General features: G+C 69.4%; 20 protein-coding genes and 4 pseudogenes. 5 read left to right on the top strand and 19 right to left on the bottom strand.

Annotated elements, in window-relative coordinates; all coding sequences use genetic code 11:
- Window positions 1-5: 5 nt before the first annotated feature.
- From coaD to HK415_RS16295, 4 genes are all read right to left on the bottom strand, one after another.
- On the bottom strand, window positions 6-506 hold the full coding sequence (gene coaD, locus HK415_RS16280) for a pantetheine-phosphate adenylyltransferase (protein WP_171561126.1): 501 nt from the start codon (window positions 504-506) through the stop codon (window positions 6-8).
- A gap of 46 nt (window positions 507-552) precedes the next feature.
- A complete protein-coding gene (gene rsmD / locus HK415_RS16285) occupies window positions 553-1,140 on the bottom strand; it encodes a 16S rRNA (guanine(966)-N(2))-methyltransferase RsmD (protein ID WP_171561127.1) in 588 nt (195 codons plus the stop codon).
- Window positions 1,141-1,261: 121 nt separating this feature from the next.
- Window positions 1,262-2,686, bottom strand: a complete 1,425-nt coding sequence (locus HK415_RS16290; protein ID WP_171561128.1) for a M16 family metallopeptidase — start codon at window positions 2,684-2,686, stop codon at window positions 1,262-1,264.
- Window positions 2,687-2,700: 14 nt separating this feature from the next.
- Window positions 2,701-4,122, bottom strand: a complete 1,422-nt coding sequence (locus HK415_RS16295) for a M16 family metallopeptidase (RefSeq protein ID WP_171561129.1) — start codon at window positions 4,120-4,122, stop codon at window positions 2,701-2,703.
- A 29-nt stretch (window positions 4,123-4,151) separates the two neighbouring features.
- Between HK415_RS16295 and ftsY the strand changes: the two genes are divergently transcribed.
- A complete protein-coding gene (gene ftsY / locus HK415_RS16300) occupies window positions 4,152-5,276 on the top strand; it encodes a signal recognition particle-docking protein FtsY (protein WP_171561130.1) in 1,125 nt (374 codons plus the stop codon).
- A 13-nt stretch (window positions 5,277-5,289) separates the two neighbouring features.
- Here the strand turns inward: ftsY and cutA are convergent, their stop codons facing one another.
- Complete coding sequence (gene cutA / locus HK415_RS16305; protein WP_171561131.1) at window positions 5,290-5,580, bottom strand: divalent-cation tolerance protein CutA; 291 nt, start codon at window positions 5,578-5,580, stop codon at window positions 5,290-5,292.
- An 81-nt stretch (window positions 5,581-5,661) separates the two neighbouring features.
- On the opposite strand from cutA, the gene HK415_RS16310 reads away from it, so the two are divergent.
- From HK415_RS16310 to HK415_RS16320, 3 genes are all read left to right on the top strand, one after another.
- Window positions 5,662-6,123, top strand: a complete 462-nt coding sequence (locus HK415_RS16310) for an Mpo1 family 2-hydroxy fatty acid dioxygenase (protein WP_171561133.1) — start codon at window positions 5,662-5,664, stop codon at window positions 6,121-6,123.
- Window positions 6,124-6,262: 139 nt separating this feature from the next.
- Window positions 6,263-7,198: an RNA polymerase sigma factor RpoH gene (gene rpoH, locus HK415_RS16315; RefSeq protein WP_171561134.1), complete on the top strand. Its 936-nt coding sequence runs from the start codon at window positions 6,263-6,265 to the stop codon at window positions 7,196-7,198.
- Between the two features lie 128 nt (window positions 7,199-7,326).
- Entirely contained in the window at window positions 7,327-9,066 is a 1,740-nt protein-coding gene (locus tag HK415_RS16320) for a sensor domain-containing diguanylate cyclase (RefSeq protein ID WP_171561135.1), read from the top strand.
- Here HK415_RS16320 and HK415_RS16325 read toward each other — a convergent pair.
- From HK415_RS16325 to HK415_RS16350, 6 genes and pseudogenes are all read right to left on the bottom strand, one after another.
- Window positions 9,063-9,878: a DNA alkylation repair protein gene (locus HK415_RS16325; protein WP_171561136.1), complete on the bottom strand. Its 816-nt coding sequence runs from the start codon at window positions 9,876-9,878 to the stop codon at window positions 9,063-9,065. The genes HK415_RS16320 and HK415_RS16325 overlap by 4 nt on opposite strands.
- Window positions 9,879-9,882: 4 nt before the next feature.
- A pseudogene (locus tag HK415_RS16330) lies at window positions 9,883-10,468 on the bottom strand (SCO family protein).
- A gap of 5 nt (window positions 10,469-10,473) precedes the next feature.
- Window positions 10,474-11,349 (bottom strand): heme o synthase, encoded by an 876-nt coding sequence (gene cyoE / locus HK415_RS16335; RefSeq protein WP_171561137.1) that lies wholly within the window; start codon window positions 11,347-11,349, stop codon window positions 10,474-10,476.
- Window positions 11,346-12,493 (bottom strand): annotated as a pseudogene (locus HK415_RS16340) (COX15/CtaA family protein). The gene cyoE and the pseudogene HK415_RS16340 overlap by 4 nt, the downstream one beginning before the upstream one ends.
- A pseudogene (locus tag HK415_RS16345) lies at window positions 12,490-13,205 on the bottom strand (redox-active disulfide-containing membrane protein). The pseudogenes HK415_RS16340 and HK415_RS16345 overlap by 4 nt, the downstream one beginning before the upstream one ends.
- On the bottom strand, window positions 13,156-13,872 hold the full coding sequence (locus HK415_RS16350) for an SURF1 family protein (RefSeq protein WP_171561138.1): 717 nt from the start codon (window positions 13,870-13,872) through the stop codon (window positions 13,156-13,158). The pseudogene HK415_RS16345 and the gene HK415_RS16350 overlap by 50 nt, the downstream one beginning before the upstream one ends.
- 29 nt (window positions 13,873-13,901) lie before the next feature.
- Between HK415_RS16350 and HK415_RS16355 the strand changes: the two genes are divergently transcribed.
- A complete protein-coding gene (locus HK415_RS16355) occupies window positions 13,902-14,120 on the top strand; it encodes a twin transmembrane helix small protein (RefSeq protein ID WP_171561139.1) in 219 nt (72 codons plus the stop codon).
- Window positions 14,121-14,183: 63 nt separating this feature from the next.
- On the opposite strand, the gene HK415_RS16360 is transcribed toward HK415_RS16355, so the two are convergent.
- The 8 genes and pseudogenes from HK415_RS16360 to HK415_RS16390 all read right to left on the bottom strand — a co-directional run bounded on the left by HK415_RS16360 (window position 14,184) and on the right by HK415_RS16390 (window position 20,433).
- Window positions 14,184-15,065, bottom strand: a complete 882-nt coding sequence (locus tag HK415_RS16360) for a cytochrome c oxidase subunit 3 (RefSeq protein ID WP_171561140.1) — start codon at window positions 15,063-15,065, stop codon at window positions 14,184-14,186.
- A gap of 41 nt (window positions 15,066-15,106) precedes the next feature.
- Window positions 15,107-15,283, bottom strand: coding sequence for a DUF2970 domain-containing protein (locus HK415_RS16365; protein WP_171561141.1), 177 nt, complete (start codon window positions 15,281-15,283; stop codon window positions 15,107-15,109).
- Window positions 15,280-15,867 (bottom strand): cytochrome c oxidase assembly protein, encoded by a 588-nt coding sequence (locus tag HK415_RS16370; protein WP_171561142.1) that lies wholly within the window; start codon window positions 15,865-15,867, stop codon window positions 15,280-15,282. Before HK415_RS16370 ends, HK415_RS16365 begins: the two co-directional genes overlap by 4 nt.
- On the bottom strand, window positions 15,868-15,993 hold the full coding sequence (locus tag HK415_RS24025) for a cytochrome oxidase small assembly protein (protein ID WP_373684605.1): 126 nt from the start codon (window positions 15,991-15,993) through the stop codon (window positions 15,868-15,870). It abuts the gene before it with no gap.
- 5 nt (window positions 15,994-15,998) lie between these two features.
- Window positions 15,999-17,699, bottom strand: a complete 1,701-nt coding sequence (gene ctaD / locus HK415_RS16375; RefSeq protein ID WP_171561143.1) for a cytochrome c oxidase subunit I — start codon at window positions 17,697-17,699, stop codon at window positions 15,999-16,001.
- Between the two features lie 30 nt (window positions 17,700-17,729).
- Entirely contained in the window at window positions 17,730-18,890 is a 1,161-nt protein-coding gene (gene coxB / locus HK415_RS16380) for a cytochrome c oxidase subunit II (RefSeq protein ID WP_171561144.1), read from the bottom strand.
- A gap of 48 nt (window positions 18,891-18,938) precedes the next feature.
- The gene (locus tag HK415_RS16385) at window positions 18,939-19,415 is read right to left on the bottom strand and encodes a DUF2244 domain-containing protein (protein WP_171561146.1); all 477 of its coding nucleotides are present in this window, start codon (window positions 19,413-19,415) and stop codon (window positions 18,939-18,941) included.
- A 125-nt stretch (window positions 19,416-19,540) separates the two neighbouring features.
- Window positions 19,541-20,433: pseudogene (locus HK415_RS16390) on the bottom strand (class I SAM-dependent methyltransferase).
- Window positions 20,434-20,451 lie beyond the last annotated feature (18 nt).

The following is a 20,451-nucleotide window of genomic DNA, read 5'->3' on the forward strand; positions in this document are numbered from 1 at the left end:
CGGGCCTACTCCCGCCCGAGGCTGCGCACCTTGTCGATCAGCCGCTGCTGCACCGTCGCCGAGACGAACTGGTGCACTTCCCCGCCCAGCACCGCGATCTCGCGCACGAAGGTGCTGCTGATGAACTGGTACTTGTCGCTGGGCGTGAGGAACACGGTCTCCACGTCCGGCATCAGGTGGCGGTTCATGCCGGCCAGCTGGAATTCGTAGTCGAAGTCGGTCACGGCGCGCACGCCGCGCACCATGGCCTTGCCGCCGCGGGCCACGACGAAGTCGCGCACCAGGCCGCTGAAGCCTTCCACCGTCACCTTGGGATTGCCGTGCAGCGCCTCGCGCGCCATGTCGATGCGCTCCTGCATGGTGAACAGGGACTTCTTGTGGTGCCCCGCCGCCACCGCCACGATCAGGCGGCCGAACAGCTGGGAGGCGCGCCGGACGACGTCCTCGTGCCCCAGGGTCATGGGGTCGAAGGTGCCGGGATAGACGGCGATGACGTCAGTGGCCATGGTGGTCTCCTCATCGCCAGGCAGGCGGGCCGGTTGCTGCGCCGCATTATGCAGCCGGGCGCAACAGGTGCCCGTGGACGGCGCCGGCGCGCATGTGGCGCACCCGCTCCAGCCGGTGGCGCGCCAGGGCCTCGTCCTGCCATTCGGTCGGCGCCTCCAGGTACAGGAAACCCTGCTCGCGCAGCGCGGGCCGCGCGGCGGCCAGGGCCTTGTCGAACAGGCCGGCGTCGAAGGGCGGGTCCAGGAACACAAGGTCCAGGCTGGCGGCCGGCTGGGCGGCCAGCACGCTGAGCGCATTGCCACGCTGCACCCGCACGTTGCCGGCAGCCAGCTTCTTCACGATCCCCCGCAGCTGGTCGACCAGGGCGCCTTCGGTCTCCACCAGCAGCACGTCGCCGGCGCCGCGCGACGCGGCTTCCAGCCCGAGGGCGCCGGTGCCGGCGAAGGCATCGACGCAGTGCCAGCCGCTCAGGTCCTGCCCCAGCCAGTTGAACAGGGTCTCGCGGACGCGGTCGGGGGTGGGCCGCAGTCCGGGGCGATCGGCCACCGGCAGCGGGGTGCGCTTCCACAGGCCGCCGATGATGCGGACCTGGTTGGGGAGGCCGCGGCGGGCGGGCGGGGCGGTGCGGGGCATGCGGCGAGCTTACCTGCGCAGGCCGCAAAAAAGAGGCACGGCCCTCAGGCCGTGCCTCACTCTCTCCCTGTGAAACTCTCCCTTGCGTGTTACCAGAAGCGTGACAGCGCAAGGCCATTGTTCAGCCAGGGCCGCCGGCTTGCACGCCGACCCCTGTCAGGATTGACAGGGGTGGGGCATCGGGGAAAGGCTTACTGTCGGGGGCGGCCGCCACGTCGGCGCCCACCACCACCGTGACCATGCGGTCCGGTTGCAGCTTGCGGGCGAAGGCGGCCCGGATGTCGGCGGCCGTGACCTTCTCCACCTGCCGGGTCCAGGTGTCCAGGTAATCGAGCGGCAAGTCGTACCAGGCGATGTTGGCCAGGTTGTCCAGCAGCTTGCGGTTGCTGTCGATGCGCAGGGCGAAGCCGCCGATCATGAAGTCCTTGGCCGCCTTGAGCTCCGCCTCCGTCGGCCCTTCGGCCACGAAGCGCCGCACCACGTCGCGCGACACCTGCACCGCCTGCGCCGCCTGGTCCGGGCGCGTCTGCAGCCCCAGGATGAAGGCACCGGCGTGCATCGCCGGGGCGAAGTAGCTGTACACGCTGTAGCTCAGGCCGCGCTTGTGCCGCACTTCCTCCACCAGGCGCGACACGAAGCCGCCGCCACCCAGGATGTAGTTGCCCACCAGCAGCGGGAAGTAGTCCGGGTCGCTGCGCTTGTAGCCCGGCTGGCCGATCAGCACGTGCGCCTGCGCCGAAGCGAAGGGCACGTTGCGTTCGGCCGAGGCCGACAGGGGCGCGACCTCCGGCACCGGCGGCAGCGGCTGGCAGGCCGCAGCGGGCAGGCGCGAGAGCAGCGAGGTCACGATCTGGTCGGCCTGCGCCCGGTTCACGGCACCGACCACGCTCACCTTGGCGCGGCAGGGCTGGACGGTCCGGTAGAAGTTGCGCATGTCCTGCACGGAGATGCGCCCCAGCGACTCCTCGGTGGTGTCGTAGCCGTAGGGATGCGTGCCGTACACCGCCTGGTTGAAGGTGCGCGCGGCGATGGTGCCGGGCTTGGTGTTGGCTTCGCGGATGGAGGCGATCATGCGCTGGCGATCGCGCTGCCACACGTTGTCCGGGAAGGCCGGCTCACCGAGCTGGCGCGCACCCAGCGCCACCGCCTTCTGCAGCAGCTCGGGGTAGGTCAGCGAGCGCAGCGTGAAGCTCATGCGGTCCTGGCCGGCACTGGCGCCGAAGCCGGCACCGAGGTCGGCCCAGGCCTCGCCCAGCTGGTTCTCGTCCAGAGGGGGCTGGCCGTTGCGGGCTTCCAGGCCCTTGGCGGTCATGCTGGCGGTGACGTCCGCCAGGCCCGACTTGTCGGAAGGATCGCGCCGCTCGCCGGCGTCGAAATCGATCTGCACGTCCACGATCGGCAGGCCGGGGACTTCCACGAACCAGACCTGCGCGCCACTGGGCTGCTGCCACTTCTGGATCGGCAGGGCTGCCCACGCGGGCAGGGTGAAGGTGGCGGCCACCAGGGCGGCCGCGGCGCAACGCGCGAAGACTTGCTGCAACGACATGCGGTGTCCTTGGTTCAATGGCGCGCGCCGGCGGCGGGCTGGCGGGGCTTGCGATTGGGGTCGACGGGGAGCGGGCGCAGGATGCCCACCGAGAGCTGGTCGTCGCCGAAGTAGCGCGCGGCCACCGACTTGACCTGGTCGGCGGTGACTTCGCGCAGGCGCGCCATCAGGCGCGTGTCGGAGTCCAGCGGCATGCCCATCACCCACGCGCTTCCGAGTTCGCGCGCCTGGCCCATCACCGAGTCGAGCTTGTAGATCTCGCCGGCGATCCAGCGCGTCTTCACGCGCTGCAGCTCCGCTTCGGTCACGCCTTCGCGGGCGACGCGCGCCACCTGCTCGCGCAGCGCCGCTTCCACCTGCTCCGGCGTCTTGCCGGCGGCGGGCACGCCGCTGAGCGTGAACAGTTGCGGGCCGCGGCCCCAGAGCCCGTAGCCGGCATCGACCGAGTCGGCGACGCGGTCGGGACCGCGCGTCAGCGCCCGGTCCAGCCGCGCGCCGTCGTAGCCATCGAGCACCGCGGACAGCACGGTCAGCGCCAGCGCGTCGTCGTTCTCCGGCGTCTTGTCGAAGGTGCGCAGCTGCGGCACCTTGAAGGCCAGCGCGACGTAGGACTGGTCGGCCGGCGCCTTGAACTCCAGGCGGCGCACGCCGTTCTGCTGCGGCTCCTCGCGCGGCTTGCGCGGGGGCACGGCCCGCGCGGGGATGCTGCCGTAGTGCTTTTCCACCAGCCGGCGCACCTGCGCGGGATCCACGTCGCCGGCGACGACCACGGCGGCATTGCCCGGCACGTACCAGCGGCGGTAGAACTCGCGCGCGTCCTGCGGCGTCATGGCCTCGAGGTCGTTCATCCAGCCGACCACCGGGCGGCGGTAGGGCGAGGCCTGGTACACCACGGCACTGAGCTGCTCGAACAGCAGCGAGCGCGGGTTGTCCTCGGTGCGGCTGCGGCGCTCCTCCTTCACCACTTCCAGTTCGCGCTTGAACTCGTCGTCGGGCCACTGGTTGTTGGCGAAGCGGTCGGCCTCCAGCCGGATCACGTCCTCCAGCTTGTTCGCCGGGATCTGCTGGAAGTAGCCGGTGACGTCGCGCGTGGTGAAGGCGTTCTCGCGGCCGCCGAGCGCGGCGACCAGGCGCGAGAACTCGCCCGGCTTGGTCGTCTTCGTGCCCTTGAACAGCATGTGTTCCAGCACGTGGGCGACGCCGGTGGTGCCGTCCACTTCGTCCATCGCGCCCACGCGCACGTAGAGCATGTGCACCGCGGTGGGCGCGCGCCGGTCCGGCTTCACGATCAGCGTGAGGCCGTTGGGCAGCGTGAATTGCTGGGGCTTTTCCTGGGCGGGTGCCGGCGCCGTGATCTGCGCGCCGGCGGGCGGCAGCAGGGACAGCGACAAGGAGGAGAAGAAAAGGAGGAGGAAGGTGCGCAGGTGGCGTTTCATAGAATCCTCTGATTCTAGAAACCTCCCTGATGTTCAGCTTCTTCCGGAAAAAGCCGCCGGCCACCCCCGCTCCCGCCCCCGTCGCCACGCCGGCGCCCGCCAGCCCCACGGTGGTCGTGCCGCCGGCCCTGGCCCCGGTGCCGCCCCCGCCCCCTGCCGCGGCCCCCGCGCCCCCGCCGGCCGTGGGTGGCGGGCTGATCGGCAGCGCGCTGGTCGCGCCCCTGGAGATCCCGGTGGCGCCGCCGGTGGCACCCGAGCGGCAGAGCTGGATGGACCGGCTGTCGGTCGGCCTGCGCAAGACCGGCTCGAACATTTCGCAGGTCTTTACCGGCGCGCAGATCGACGACGCGCTCTACGAAGAGCTGGAAACGGCGCTGCTGCTGGCCGACACCGGCGTGCCGGCGACCGAATTCCTGCTCAATGCCGTCAAGCAGAAGGTGGCCGCCACCGGCGCGACGCGGCCGGTGCAGGCCAAGAACATCCTGGTGGACGCGCTCACGCAGCTGCTGCGGCCGCTGGAGCGGCCGCTGACCATCGGCGAACACCAGCCCACCGTGATCATGGTGGCGGGCGTGAACGGCGCCGGCAAGACCACCTCCATCGGCAAGCTGACCAAGCACCTCGCGGATGCCGGCGAGACGGTGCTGCTGGCGGCGGCCGACACCTTCCGCGCCGCCGCCAAGGAGCAGCTGGCCGTCTGGGCCGACCGCAACAAGGTGGAGATCGTCAGCCAGGAAGGCGGCGACCCGGCGGCCGTGAGCTTCGACGCGGTGAGCGCCGGCAAGGCGCGCAAGAAGGACGTGGTGATCGTGGACACCGCCGGCCGCCTGCCGACCCAGCAGCACCTGATGGAGGAGCTGCGCAAGATCCGGCGCGTGGTGACCAAGGCGGACGCCAGCGCGCCGCACGAGGTGTTGCTGGTGATCGACGGCAACACGGGGCAGAACGCGCTGCAGCAGGTGAAGGCCTTCGACGCGGTGCTGGGGCTCACCGGGCTGATCGTCACCAAGCTCGATGGCACGGCCAAGGGCGGCATGCTGGCGGCGATCGCGCAGGAGAAGCCCGTGCCGGTGTATTTCATCGGCGTGGGGGAGCGGCTGGAGGACCTGGAGACCTTCAGTGCGCGGGAGTTTGCGCTGGCTTTGCTGGCCTAGGGAGCGGGGACGGTCACCTCGCCGGCCGCCCAGGCGGCGTACGCCGCGCTCCCCGCATCCCCACCACCAGGAACTGGGGCACTTCGTACGGGTGCTCTTCCCGGAACAAGTCCTGCAGCGCCGCCTCGCACCCCGGCAGCGTCTTGATCGTCAGCCGCACCTCCGGGTCAGCACATTCCTTCCCCTGCCAGCGGTACAGCGAGGTCAGCCCCTCCTCGATCTGCACGCAGGCCGCCAGCCGGCGCGCCAGGATCGCACGACCGAGCTGGTCGGCGTCGGCGCGGGAGCCGACGGTGGTCGTCACCGACAGAATGTCCAGATCTTTACAGTCTTGCATGGGGAGGCCTCCCAGAATGCGCGCATTGTCCGATGCCAGGAGCGCCCCATGTCCACCCTGACCGACTCCGCCGCCGCCGCGGCCCCGCGCAAGATCGACCAGCTGCTGGCCCACTACGGGGAAAGCCACCGCGATCCCCGCAACGAGAAGATCCACTTCGTGGCCATCCCGCTGATCATGGTCAGCCTGCTCGGGCTGCTCTTTGCCATCCACCCCTGGGTCGCCTACGGCTTCGTGATGGCCAGCCTGGTCTACTACGCGCGCCTGTCGCTGGTCTGGCTGCTGACCATGGCCGTCCTGTCCGCCCTGGGGCTGGCCCTGGTCCACGCGATGGGTGAGCGCGTACTTCTTATGTCGGCCGTGATCTTCGTGGGGGCCTGGATCGCCCAGTTCGTCGGCCACAAGCTGGAGGGCCGCAAGCCCTCCTTCTTCGAGGACTTGCAATACCTCTGGATCGGTCCCATCTTCGTCCTGAGCAAGCTGTTCCTGAAGCTCGGCCTCCGCTGGTAGGCGGCGCCTTCCCGGGGCAGCCCCGCACCCCTGGCAAGTACGCGCCGACTGCCGCTCGGCACCCCTGCCTACGGAACCCTTTGCTTAGCAGTCTGTCCAACAGAGTGCTAACATTTTCACAAGCAAAGGAGATTCCGGTATGTCCTCAACCTCTGGAACCATGGGTACCACGGCATTGGCGGTCGCCAATCCCTGGGCCGTCGTTCCGTCGCTGGGCAACCTGGACGCGTACATCTCGGCGGTCAACCGGCTGCCGATGCTGACGGCGGAGGAAGAACAAGAGTTCGCGCGGAAGTTCAAGGACCAGAACGACCTGGAAGCCGCCGGGAAGCTGGTGCTGTCGCACCTGCGCCTGGTGGTGTCCGTCTCGCGCAAATACCTGGGTTACGGCCTGCCCCACGGCGACCTGATCCAGGAAGGCAACATCGGCCTGATGAAGGCGGTCAAGCGCTTCGACCCGAACCAGGGCGTGCGCCTGGTCAGCTACGCCCTGCACTGGATCCGCGCCGAGATCCACGAGTACATCCTGAAGAACTGGCGCATGGTCAAGGTCGCCACGACCAAGGCGCAGCGCAAGCTGTTCTTCAACCTGCGCTCGATGAAGCAGGGCTTCAAGGACGAGGCGGACGCCGAGACCCACCGCGACACGCTGACCGACGCCCAGATCGACGTGATGGCGCGCGAGCTGAACGTCAAGCGCGAGGAAGTCATCGAGATGGAAACGCGCATGTCCGGCGGCGACGTGATGCTGGACCCCGGCCCGTCCGACGACGGCGAGGATTCCTTCGGCCCGATCGCCTACCTGGCCGACGCGACCCACGAGCCGACCGCGGAACTGGAAAGCCGCGAGCGCGACGTGCTGGCCAGCGACGGCATCTCCAAGGCGCTGGAGGCGCTCGACCCGCGCAGCCGCCGCATCGTCGAGGAGCGCTGGCTGAAGGTCAACGACGACGGCTCGGGCGGCATGACGCTGCACGAACTGGCGTCCGAATACGGCGTCTCCGCCGAGCGCATCCGCCAGATCGAAGTGGCGGCCATGAAGAAGATGAAGAAGGCGCTGTCCGAATACGCCTGAACGGCGCAGCACGCCTTTCGACGAAGCCCGGCACCCGCCGGGCTTTTTGTGTTGTATCCGCACCCTCCGGGAATGCTTTTTGGCCGCCGGAAGCACTTGCTCATCCATGCTCCTGCAACAATGCCAGCATGTGGAGGAGTGTCCTGCGCGCCCTTGGCGCCGCCCTGCTCTGGTTCGCCTCCGCTGCGGGGGCGAATGCGACCTCGGAAACCGATCCGGTGGCCGGGGTACAGCCGCCCGCCATCCGCCTCGGTGCCGCCGCCCCCTCCGTCAACCTGAACCGCCAGGCCGTGTACTGGCTGGACGCGCAGGGCAGCCGGACGATCGAACAGGTCGAGGCCGCCGCCGATTCCCTGCCCTGGCTGCTGCGCCGGCGCGACTCGCAAGGCCCGGTGCACGGCGGCGCCCTCTGGATCCTGTTCGAAGCCACGGTGCCGGCCGGCGAACACTGGTACCTCGAAGTCTCCGCCCCCTTCCACGAGAAGGTGCAGCTGTTCCACCGCGACGCCACCGGCCGCCTGGTGGCGCAGGAGGCGGGAACAGTGCACTCGGTGGCGGAATGGGCGGTGCCGGGACGGCTGCCCACCTTCCGCCTGGCCGGCAACGACCCGCGCCCGGTGCGCTACTGGCTGCGGGTGGAGGACGACCGCTCCGACTTCGTGGCGCCGCTGATGCTGATGCGCGAAGACGCGCTGCAGCAGGCACGCGAGCGCGAGCAGTTCGTCTTCGGCGCCTACTTCGGGCTGGCGGGGCTGGTCGCGATCGCGGCGCTCGCCAACGGCCTGGCCTTCCGCGACAAGGCCTTCCTCGCGTTCGCGCTCTACATCGTCCTGCTGGGCGCGGGACAGCTCGGTCGCGCCGGCATCGGCGCGCAGCACGTCTGGCCGGAGTGGCAGGTGTGGAACGACACGGTGCTGGCGCTGTGGCCCGGCGCCGCGACCGCGGCGGCCCTGTGGTTCGTGAAGGTGGTGACCGAGCCGGCGCGCCTGTCGCGCGCGCTCGACGCGTCCGCGTGGGGCCTGATCGCGGCGCTGCTGGGCGCGACGGCCGTGCACGTGGTGATCGGCAGCTGGACCAGCATGGCGCTGGTGCTGGCGCTCACCGGCCTCTCCCTGATCGCCGTCCTGAGCATGGTGACCTGGGGCTGGCTGGGCGGGCGCGACCGGCACCTCGGGCTGTTCGCGCTCGGCTTCGCGCCGGTGCTGGTGCTGGCGGCGTTCCCGCTGGCGCGCAGCTTCGGCCTGCTGCCGACCAACCTGGTCACGCGCTTCGGGCTGTTCTTCGGCGCTGCGCTGGAGCTGCCGATCCTGTACTACGCGCTCAACCTGCGCCTGATGGCGCGGCGCGAGGCCGACCTGCGCGCCAGCGCGCTCTCCCGCACCGACGCCCTCACCGGCCTGCCGCACCGCCAGGCGATCATCGAGCGGCTGGACACCAGCCTCGCGCATGCGCGCGGCCAGAAGCAGAACTGCGCGCTGCTGGGCGTGCGCATCTCCAACCTGGATGCGATCGCCGAGGAGTTCGGCCGCGAAGCCGCCGAGAAGGCGCTGGTGGTGGCGGCCTCGCACCTGCGCCGCACCATCGTCAACTTCGACATGGCCGCGCGCGTGGACCAGCGCGAGTTCGCGGTGCTGCTGGAAGCGCCGATGACGCCGCAGACCGTCACGTCCCGCGCGCAGCAGCTGGTGGCCAGCGGCCTGCGCCAGATCGAAGCGCTGCCGGCGGCGCTGACGCTCAAGTTCCACGTGACGGCGGCGATGCTGCCGGTGCCGGAACTCGATGGCGAGGCCAGCCTCGCCTGGGTGATCGACGGCCTGGACCAGATGAACCAGGAAGTGCGGAAACTGATCCGCCCGCTGAACTTCTAGTCCTCGTTCGCGATGCTGCGCTGCGCGCGCCGCACGATGTAGGCGGTGGCGGGCGGAACGCGCCCCCGGCTCCAGCGGCCGCACACCTCGCGCACCCAGGCAGGTTGCGTCTTGGCCGCATCGTTCAGCCAGTTGGCCACCGAGTTCTGCACGTAGCGGCTGTCGTCGGCGCGCAGCGGCTCCAGCAGCGGCAGGCCGCGCCAGGGCTCCTGCTTCAGCGGTTCGATCTGCGCGCACCACACGCCGCGCGGGCGCGTCGCCTCGCTGGCGAAGCGGCGGATGTTGGGATCGGGATGGGTCGCCCACCCTTGCAGCAGGCGCACCGCCTGCTCCACGTCGCCGGCGATCTCGTCGCGCACCGCCATCCAGGCCATTTCGCGCACACCGAAGTGCGGGTCGGCGGCGAAGCGCCACACGGAACACAGCTTGTCCGGCAGGGCCATGCTGCTGAACGCGATCCACTGCGCGGCCCAGGACCGGGCGACGTCGCTCGGGTGCGTCGCCAGCGCATGCGCGATGCGGTCGCGCTCAGCCCGCGGTGCCGCCAGGTCGTACAGCGCACGCGCGACGTGCAGGTGGCGCCGCACGGGCGGGAACGCCGACAGCATCGCCAGCGTGTCCTGCAGCCGCTCCGCTTCGGGATCGAGACCGATGCCGCGCGCCACCTTGCGCGCAAGCTGCGCGAGGTCCAGCGCCAGGAACTCGTTGAGGTTGACGGTGGGGATCTGCCCCGCGTTCAGCGCGTCGAGCACCTCCTGCGGGATCAGCGCGATGCGCGCGGCACCCTTGCGTCCCAGCAGGTGCTGCACCATCGCGTCAGCCCTTGAGCACCAGCTTCAGGTCGTCGGCCAGGGCCTGCGCGCCGCTGCCGTAGCGCGAATACAGCCGCAGCCGCCCTTGCGGGTCGTACACGAAACTGGCGGCCGAGTGCTCCATGAAGTAGGTGCCCGGCGCCTTGCCTTCGACGCGGCGGAAGAACACCTTGAAATCCTTGGCCACCTGCGCGGTCTGCTCGGGCGTGCCGCGCAGCGCGATGAAGTCGGGGCCGAAGTTGGCGACGTAGGCCTTCAGCAGTTCCGGCTTGTCGCGCTCGGGATCCACGGTGATCAGCACGCCCTGCACCTTGGCGCCGTCCGCGCCCAGCGCTTCTTGGCCTCGGCGATCTCGGTCAGCGTGACCGGGCAGACGTCGGGGCACTGCGTGTAGCCGAAGAACACCACGACCGCCTTGCCCTGGAAGTCCTTGATGCTGCGCATGCGGCCGTCCGCGTCGGGGGCAGCGGGAAGTCCTTGGCGTAGTCGGCGCCGGTGATGTCCACCGCCTTGAACTGCGGCTTGCTCTCGGGCGCGCAGGCGGCGAGCGCGGAGGCGGCGAGGGTCAGGAGTGCGGTGCGTCGCTGCATGGTGTTCACACGAGGTAATGGTCCACCAGCAGCGCCGCGAACAGCGCGCTCAGGTGGATCAGGGAGAAACGGAAGGTCTTGCGCGCGAGCGCATCGGAGTACTCGCGCCAGAGGCGGAAGCCGTACCAGCAGAAGCCGGCGCTGAGCACCAGCGCCGCGGCCAGGTAGAGCCAGGAACTCATGCCGTAGGCGAAGGGCATCAGCGTCGCCGCGAACAGCACGAAGGTGTACAGCAGGATCTGCAGCCGCGTGAACTCGTTGCCGTGCGTCACGGGCAGCATCGGCAGGCCGGACTTGCGGTAGTCCTCCACGCGGTAGAGCGCGAGCGCCCAGAAGTGCGGCGGCGTCCACAGGAAGATGATCAGGAACAGGATCAGCGCCTCGGGGCCGACGTCGCCGCGCAGCGCCGCCCAGCCCAGCACCGGCGGCATCGCGCCGGAAGCGCCGCCGATCACGATGTTCTGCGGCGTCAGCGGCTTGAGGATCACGGTGTAGATCACCGCATAGCCGATGAAGGTGCCCAGCGTGAGCCACATCGTCAGCGGATTCACCCACGCGTACAGCACCCACGAGCCGAGCGCGCACAGCACCGCGGAGAACAGCAGGGTCTGCCAGTCGCTCAGCTCGCCCTTGGCGGTGGGACGCCAGGCGGTACGCCGCATCTTGGCGTCGATGCCTTTCTCCACCAGGCAGTTGAAGGCCGCGGCCGCGCCGGCCACCAGCCAGATGCCGAGGCAGGCGATCGCGGCGAGGCGCACGTCCTGCAGCGAAGGCAGGCCCGGCACCGCGAGCACCATGCCGATCAGCGCGCAGAACACGATCAGCTGGATCACGCGCGGCTTCATCAGCGCGTAGAACTGGCGCACGACGCTGGCGTTCATGCCGAGACCTCGCGCGCCACGCCGGCGACGACACCGTAGCGGCTCGCCGCGCGGCTTTCGCGCAGCGCCCAGGTCAGCGCCACCACCAGCGCGGCGGCGCCGCCGGTGTGTGCCACGGCGGCCACGATCGGCCAGCCGAGGACGACATTGGACAGGCCGGTGGCGAACTGCCAGAGCGCCAGCGCCGCGATCCAGCGGCTGGCTGCGTGCAGCGGCCCCGCGCGCAAGCGCCACGCGACGATGCCCAGCACGATGAACAGCGCGTAGGCCGCGAGGCGGTGCGTGTAGTGGATGGCGGTGAGCGCCTCGAAGGCGATGTGTTCGCCCGCGCCGGTCTTGCCCAGCTCGCGCCACAGCTCGAAGCCCTGCGCGAAATCCATCGCCGGCCACCAGCTGCCCTGGCAGGCCGGGAACTCGGCGCACGCGAGCACCGCGTAGTTCGTGCTGACCCAGCCGCCCAGCGCCACCTGCAGCCACAGCAGCGCGTACGCCGCCAGCAGCCACAGGCGCACCGGCTGCGGCAGCGGCAGCGGCCCGGTGCCGCGCTGCGCCTGCCGGTAGGCCACGGCCTGCATCGCCAGCAGCGCCAGCAGCACCATGCCCCCGAGCAGGTGCAGGGTGACGATCGCCGGGAACAGCTTCATGGTGACGGTCAGCGCGCCGAAGGCGCCCTGCAGGCAGACCCACACCAGCGTCAAGGCCGGCCACAGGGGGCTGACCGGCAGTCCGCGCTTGCGCTGCAGCCAGGTCGCGAGCGCCAGCGTCGTGATCAGCACGCCCACGCCGGTGGCCAAGTAGCGGTGGATCATCTCGATCCAGGCCTTGCCGTGCGTCACCGGGCCGGTGGGCATGCGCACTTCCTCCGCGCGGATCTGCGCGAGCGCGCCGGTCGGACTGGCATTGCCGTAGCAGCCGGGCCAGTCGGGGCAGCCGAGGCCGGAATCCGTCAGGCGCGTGAAGGCGCCGAACATCACGAGGTCGAAGGTGAGAACAGCGTGAGCAGCGTCAGCGCGGCCAGCCGCTGCGCGGGGGCCGCCTGCTTGTTGCGCAGCCACACCCAGGCCAGCGGCCCGGCGGCCACGGCGATGCCCAGCAGCGCGAGGCGCAGCGCCGGGCCCAGGTCGTACAGCGGCGTGTCCGTCATGGGCGGCCCGCCTTGTCCCAGCCGGCGGAGGCGCGCATCAGCCGTTCGAGGTCCTTGCGGACCTTGGCGGCCGCGGCGGCGTCCGGCGTGGGCGGAAGCGCATCATCCAGTGGCCCATGGGGTCCACCAGGTACAGGTGGTCGGCGAGCTGCCGCCCCGGCGCGGGGGCGAGCCACTGCGCGAGCTGGGCGCCGTCCACGCGCAGCACCGTGGCGCCCTTCAGTGCCGGCTGCAGCGCGTCGGGCACCGGCGCCGCGTCGGCGACCAGCCAGACCCAGTCGAGCCGGTCCCTGTCCTTGCCCAGGCCCGTGCGCAGCTGCCGCTGCAGGAACAGGTGGCGTTCGCACTGCGCGTCGCAGGCGCCGCCGGCCACGCTCACCAGCAGCCACTGGCCCTGCAGGGAGGGCAGGCTCACGGTCCGGCCGTCCAGCGTCCGGCCCGTGATCGAGGGCAGCGGGCGCTGCGGCTCGACCAGCTCGCCGTGGTTGCGGCGGCCTTCGGGGCGCACCACGTAATAGGTGAAGTAGGAAGCGATGACGGGCGCCGCGCACACCAGGGCGACCAGCAGCATCTTGCGGCGGCCCTGGCGCGTGCGCTGTTCATCGGCCAGGGCCGCTTCCTGCGGTGCCGGCAGCGCGTGCACGGTCAGCCCGAGCGGCTGCTCAAGGAGCCCGGGCTTGGCGGCGGGGGAGGACGAATTGGAACCAGGCATAGAGGATGGCGATCAGCGCGGCAAGGGCCCACCACTGGAAGGCGTAGCCGTAGTTCTTCTCCGCGCCGCTCGCGGCCTGCGGCCACTGCCGCAGCAAGCCTTCGGAGGCGGGACCGGCCTGCTGCACCGACAGCGGCAGCAGGGGCAGGCCGGTTTCCGCGCGGAAACGGGCCAGGTCGAGATTCTGCCGGATCGCGCCCTTCTCTTCCGTGTCGAAGGCATATAGCTTGGCGGGCGGCGGGGCCAAGCGGCCGCGCACCTCCACCGGCCCGGCCGGCGTGGCCACCGCCGGCAGCTGCTCGCGCTTCGTGAAGTTGCGCGGCGCCCAGCCCCGCTGCACCAGCACGACGGCCTGGCTGCCGGCCAGGCGCAGCGGCGTGACCACGTAGAAGCCGGGCACGGCATTCATCTGGCGGTTGTCGAGGAACACCGTGTGGGCCGCGACCCATTCGCCGCGCAGCACCACGGGGCGGTGCACCAGGGCCGCGTCGCCTTCGCGGGCGGCCAGCAGTTCGGCCGGCGTCACGGCCGCGGTCCGCCCGCGGGCTTCCATGGCCGCGTGCAGCGCCGTGCGCTGCTGCCCGCGGTCCCATTGCCAGAACCCCAGGCTGGCCGTCGCGGCGATGCCAATGACGGCGGCGATGGCGACCAGCAGGCGTTTCAGCATGTCACAGCACCCGCGCGGATAATGCCCGCATGAAGTACCTCGTGATCCTGGCCTTCCTGGCGATCGTCGGCAGCCTCGGCTCGGCGCTGTTCTTCATGATGCGCGACGGGCACGACGGCCGGCCGAAGACGAACAACATGGCGCGCGCGCTGGCGTGGCGCGTGGGTTTTTCCATCCTGCTGTTCGTGTGCATCCTGCTTGCCTGGAAGTTCGGCTACATCCGGCCGACCGGAGTTCCGCTGACCTAGGTCCGGCTGCGCCGCGAACGAAAAAGGCCGCTCGCGCGGCCTTTCTTCATTGCGGCGTGCCGGTCACATCCAGTACACCAGGGTGTACAGGAACAGCCACACGACGTCCACGAAGTGCCAGTACCAGGCCGCGCCCTCGAAGCCGAAGTGCCGCTCGGCGCTGAAGTGGCCGCTCATGAGGCGCAGCGTGATGAACAGCAGCATCAGCATGCCGACGATCACGTGGAAGCCGTGGAAGCCCGTGAGCATGAAGAAGGTGGAGCCGTAGGCGCCCGAGCTGAGCTTCAGGTTCAGGTCGGTGTAGGCGTGGAAGTATTCGTAGCCCTGCACGCCGACGAAGGTCGCGCCGAGGATGACGGTGATCCACATCCACAGGATGGTCTGCGCGCGCTTGCCTTCGCGCAGCAGGTGGTGGGCGATGGTCAGCGTGACGCCGGAGGTCAGCAGCAGCGCCGTGTTGATCGTGGGCAGCCAGAACGGGCCCATGGTCTGGAAGGGCTCGATGATGCCGCCGGGCGAGGCGGTCACGCCCGGGCCGGAGGTGGGCCACGCCGCCTTGAAGTCGGGCCACAGCAGCGCGTTGTCGACGCCGCCCAGCGCCGGCACCGAGTGCGCGCGCATCCACCACAGCGCGGTGAAGAAGGCGCCGAAGAACATCACCTCCGAGAAGATGAACCAGCTCATGCTCCAGCGGAAGGACAGGTCGATCTTGCGGCCGTACACGCCGCCCTCGCTCTCGCGCGCGGCGTCGCGGAACCACTGGAACAGCACCCAGAACAGCCACAGCATCCCGAACAGGACGGAGTACTTGCCCCAGTCCACGCCGTTGATCCAGTTGGCCGCGCCGAAGATGACGAAGAACAGGCCGAAGGCCGCGAACGCCGGGTGGCGCGACGGCTGCGGCACGTAGTAGTGGGGCGTGGTCCCGTGTGCGCTAGAGCTCATGTCGATTCCTGATCCTCAAATACTCTCAATCGAAATTCTTTTCAGACGACCCAGTTCACCAGGGCGATCAGCCCGGCCACGAACAGCAGCACCAGCACGAGCGCCACCGCGATGATCGCGAACGGGCTCAGCCGGCCCAGGTCCTCCTCGTAGCCGGCGCGCTTGCGCACGCCGAGGAAGGCCCACAGGACCGCGCGCAGGGTGTGCAGCAGCTTCAACCACCGTTCTCCTGCCCGGTCGCGCGCGCCGACGGGGCGGCCGGCACCTTGCCGCCCACCTCGAAGAAGGTATAGGACAGCGTGATGGTGGTCACGTCCTTGGGCAGCCGCGGGTCGATGACGAAGGCCACCGGCCACTGCTTCTTCTCGCCCGGCTCCAGCACGTACTGGTTGAAGCAGAAGCACTCCAGCTTGTTGAAGTGCGCCGACGCCTGGCGCGGCGCATAGCTGGGGATGGCCTGGGCGGCCATCTTGCGGTCCTGCACGTTCTGGAACTCGTACATCACGGTGGCCAGTTCGCCGGGATGCACCCGGATCGAGGCCTGCGCCGGCTTGAACATCCAGGGGCCGCGCGCGTTGGCGTCGAACTCCACGGTGATCGTGCGGCTGCGGTCCACCTGCGTGTTGGCGCGCGCCGTCGAGCCGCCCGGCACCTGCTTCTCGCCCAGCGCCAGGATGTTGATGCCCAGCGCCTCGCAGATGTGCTCGTACAGCGGGACCAGCGCGTAGCCGAAGGCGAACATGCCGGCCGCGACCACGACCAGCTTGCCCACCATCTTCCGGTTCTCCGCGCGCAGGCCCACTTATTTCCCCAGCAGGATCATCTTGGCCATGAAGCCGAGGAAGAACACCAGCGCGATCGACGCCAGCACCAGCGCCAGCCGCAGGTTGCCCTTCTTGCGATCCTCGTCGGCCATCTTCGTGTCCATTGCGCTCAATGCACCGGCTTCGGGTTCTCGGGCTGCACGCGCGCATCCAGCACGCGGGTGGCCGTCGGGTCCAGGCGCGGGGGCGTCTCGAAGGTGTGGAAGGGCGCCGGCGACGGCACTTCCCATTCCAGGCCCTCGGCACCCTTGCCGTCGGGGTCGTTCCACGGACGCTGGCCCGCGGGCGCACCCTGGCCGCGCATGCAGGGCAGCACCACGAAGAAGAAGAAATACACCTGCGCGATGCCGAAGAAGAAGGCGCCGACCGAGGCCCACATGTTGAAGTCGGCGAACTGCATCGGGTAGTCGGCGTAGCGGCGCGGCATGCCGGCCAGGCCCAGGAAGTGCATCGGGAAGAAGGTGACGTTGAACGCGATCATCGTCCACCAGAAGTGGATCTTGCCGCGCGTCTCGTTGTACATCACGCCCGTCCACTTGGGCATCCAGTAGTAGACGCCGGCGAACATGGCGAACAGCGAGCCGGCCACCAGCACGTAGTGGAAGTGCGCCACCACGTAGTAGGTGTCCTGCAGCAGCAGGTCGATCGGCGCCATGGCCAGGATCAGGCCGGTGAAGCCGCCGATGGTGAACACGAAGATGAAGCCGACCGCGAACAGCATCGGCGTCTCGAAGGTCATCGAGCCCTGCCACATGGTGGCGATCCAGTTGAAGATCTTCACGGCCGTGGGCACCGCGATCAGCATGGTCGCGTACATGAAGAACAGCTGGCCGGTCACCGGCATGCCGGTGGTGAACATGTGGTGCGCCCACACGATGAAGGACAGGATCGCGATCGAGCTGGTGGCGTACACCATGGAGGCGTAGCCGAACAGGCGCTTGCGCGAGAAGGCGGGCACGACCTGGCTGACGATGCCGAAGGCCGGCAGGATCATGATGTAGACCTCGGGGTGGCCGAAGAACCAGAAGATGTGCTGGTACATCACCGGGTCGCCGCCGCCGGCGGGGTTGAAGAAGGTCGTGCCGAAGTGGCGGTCGGTCAGCGTCATGGTGATCGCGCCGGCCAGCACGGGCATCACGGCGATCAGCAGGTAGGCGGTGATCAGCCAGGTCCAGCTGAACATCGGCATCTTCATCAGCGTCATGCCCGGGGCGCGCATGTTGAGGATGGTCACGATGATGTTGATCGAGCCCATGATCGAGGAGGCGCCCAGGATGTGCATCGCGAAGATGCCGGCGTCCATGGAGGGGCCCATCTGCAGGGTCAGGGGCGCGTACAGCGTCCAGCCGGCGGCGGGGGCGCCGCCGGGCATGAAGAAGGACAGCACCAGCATGATGCCCGCCGGAACCATCAGCCAGAAGCTGAAGTTGTTCATCCGCGCGAAGGCCATGTCGGGAGCGCCGATCTGCAGGGGGATCATCCAGTTCGCGAAGCCCACGAAGGCCGGCATGATCGCGCCGAACACCATGATCAGGCCGTGCATGGTGGTGAGCTGGTTGAACAGCTCCGGGTTCACCAGCTGCAGGCCGGGCTGGAACAGCTCGGCACGGATCAGCAGCGCGAGCACGCCGCCGAACATCAGCATGAAGAACGCGAACAGCAGGTACAGCGTGCCGATGTCCTTGTGGTTGGTCGCGTAGACCCAGCGCCGCCAGCCGGCCGGCGCGTGGTCGTGGTGTGCATCGTGTCCGGCAGGACCGTGATGGTCGCCTGCGGCTCCGTGGCCGTGGGGGTCGAGAACTGCGCTCATGGTTTTCCTTTGGGTTCCTCTGCCCTCGAATTACTTGCCGCGCTGCGCCGACACTTCGGCCGGCTGCACGACCTGGCCGGTCTTGTTGGACCAGGCGTTCTTCGTGTAGCTGATCACCGCCGCGAGGTCGGTGTCGGACAGCTGCTTCCACGGCGGCATCGCGCCCTTGCCGTTCAGCACGATCTGCATTTCCTTGGTCTTGTCGGCATCCAGCACGATGGGCGACTGGTTCAGCGCCTTGATCGGGCCGGCGCCCATGCCGTTGGCCTGGTGGCAGGCCGCGCAGTTGGCGGCATAGACCTTCTCGCCGCGGGCGACGATGTCGGTCAGCGGCCATACCTTGGCCGGATCGTCCTGCTTGGCGGCCATCAGCTTCTTCTGGTCGCCCGACCACTTGACGAATTCGTCCTGGCTCACCACCTTGACGTGGATCGGCATGTAGGCGTGTTCCTTGCCGCACAGCTCGTAGCACTGGCCGTAGAAGTCGCCGGTCTTCTCGCTGCGGAACCAGGTGTCGCGCACGAAGCCGGGGATGGCGTCCTGCTTGACGCCGAAGGCCGGGATGCCCCAGGCGTGGATCACGTCGTTGGCCGTCGTGATGATGCGCACCTTCTTGTTGACCGGCACCACCAGGGGGTTGTCGACCTTGAGCAGGTAGTCGGTGGGCACGTCGGCGCCCTGGGCGCCGGCGTTGGAGATCTCGCGGTGCGTGCTGTCCAGCGTGGACAGGAAGCTCACGCCCTGGGCGTCGCCGCTGAGGTAGTCGTAGCCCCACTTCCACTGGTAGCCGGTGGCCTTGATGGTCACGTCGGCGTTGCCGGTGTCCTTGGACGCGACCAGCACCTTGGTGGCCGGCAGCGCCATCACGATCACGATGATGAAGGGGATGATGGTCCAGATCACTTCCACCGTCACCGACTCGTGGAAGTTGGCCGGCTTGTGGCCCACGGACTTGCGGTGCTTCCAGATGGAATAGAACATCACCGAGAACACCAGGATGAAGATCACGAGGCAGGTGATCAGCATGAACCAGTGCAGCCAGGAGATCTCGACCGCGATGCGGGTCGCGGCGGCGTGCAGGTTGAGCTGGCGCACCGCCGGCCCTCCCGGGAGGTCCTGCACCTGCGCCGCTGCGCCGGACAGCCCGCCCGCCAACGAGAGCAGTGCCGCGATCTTCGAAAGACTCTTCATCGTTTTCAGCCTCAAGCCCAAAAAAACCAACCCGTCCCGCGCATCGCCTCAGGCCTCGCGCAAGGCCCTGCGGAGTTCCCGCGCCAGCTCCGGCCGCAGCTCCGGGCGCAGGTAGCGTCCCACGCTCATCCTGCGGCCCTGCCCCGACACCTCGATCAGGGAGTGGCCGTCCACCACCGGCTCCACGCGGACCCGTTCGCGGTCGAACTCCGCCCGTTCCAGGCGCCCGGCATTCTCCGTTTCCACCACGAGCCGCCGCCCCTGCAGCTGGATGTGCTCGCGGTCGGCCGCGTGCCGCGCGTAGGCCACGAAGGCGGCCCCCACGGCCACCAGTTCGAGCCACGCGAACGGGAGGATCATCACCGCACCCTGGAACCAGAAAAAGGTCCCGATTCCGAGCGTCACGACGCACAGCGAGGCGTAGAGCCAGCCCAGCTGGACCGGCGTCACCGAGCAGTTGCGCCCCAGGAACCAGTGGATGGCCGGTCCCCGGACGATGGCGAAGCGATATGCGAGGTCCGACACGTGCGACGCGCCAAAATCAACCGGGGATTGTAGCGACCTTGGATGTGCCACTTTTCGCTCAATCCCGCATTGACATCGCGCAAGTCCGGCGGGGCTCGCGGCTTGACCCGCGACAAGGGCCCGTTCTATTCCCGACCGCGGCGTTCCGACTGCAGCATCGCCCGCATGTCGGCCACCGACAGCGAGGTCTCCTCGCCCATGCGCGCGCGCGGCACCGGCTTGAGCGCGTGGCCATAGATGATCTCGAACGTGAGCGTGAGCTTCCCGTCCGCGCCGCGCAGATTGGCGTCCATCACCTGGTGCAGGCGCTCGCGCCAGCCGCGTGCGCGCAGCGCGGGGAAGCGCTGCGGATGCAGGTTCGCGCCCAGCTCGCGCAGTTCCGCGAGCGCGCGCTCCGGCGTATCGAAACTGAGAGTGATTCGCTCCATGTCCATCACGGGCTCGGCGAAACCGCCGTGCACCAGCATGTCGCCCCAGTCGTGCATGTCGGTGAATTCGTGCGCGGGGGCGGCCAGCCCGCGGCGTTGTAGGCTGCGCGCAACTCCCTGAGCGTGTCGGGGCCCAGGCAGGAGAACATCAGGAAGCCGTCCACGGCCAGCGCCTCGTGCCACTGCTTCATCAGCGACTGCGGATCGGCGCTCATGTGCAGCTGCATGTTGGACCACAGCATCTGCACGCCGCCGGCCGGCACGGGGCCGATCTCCAGCTTGCTGCCCGCCAGCCGCTTCCACCAGGGCGTGCCCAGGCGCTCGCCGGCGACGGCCGCGTGCGCGGGCAACGGCTCCACCACGTGCACCCGCGCCTGCGGATAGCGCCGGGTGACCAGGCCATGCGCATCCAAGCCGCCGCGCACCGGCGCCCAGTCGGCCCAGGCCGCGGGCGCGCGCTTGATCCACTGCAGCCGCTCCTCCATGCGCCGCCCCACCTCCTCGTGCAGCCAGGGGCTGTGCGCGGGCGCGGCGCGCTCCCAGCGGGCGGCCGCGGCGGGGGCGATGGTGGGGGGACGTTCGGATGCCATGGGCGGGGCAGCGAAGTA

This window comes from Ramlibacter montanisoli, assembly GCF_013087525.1.
In the GTDB taxonomy this organism is placed as follows: domain Bacteria; phylum Pseudomonadota; class Gammaproteobacteria; order Burkholderiales; family Burkholderiaceae_C; genus Ramlibacter; species Ramlibacter montanisoli.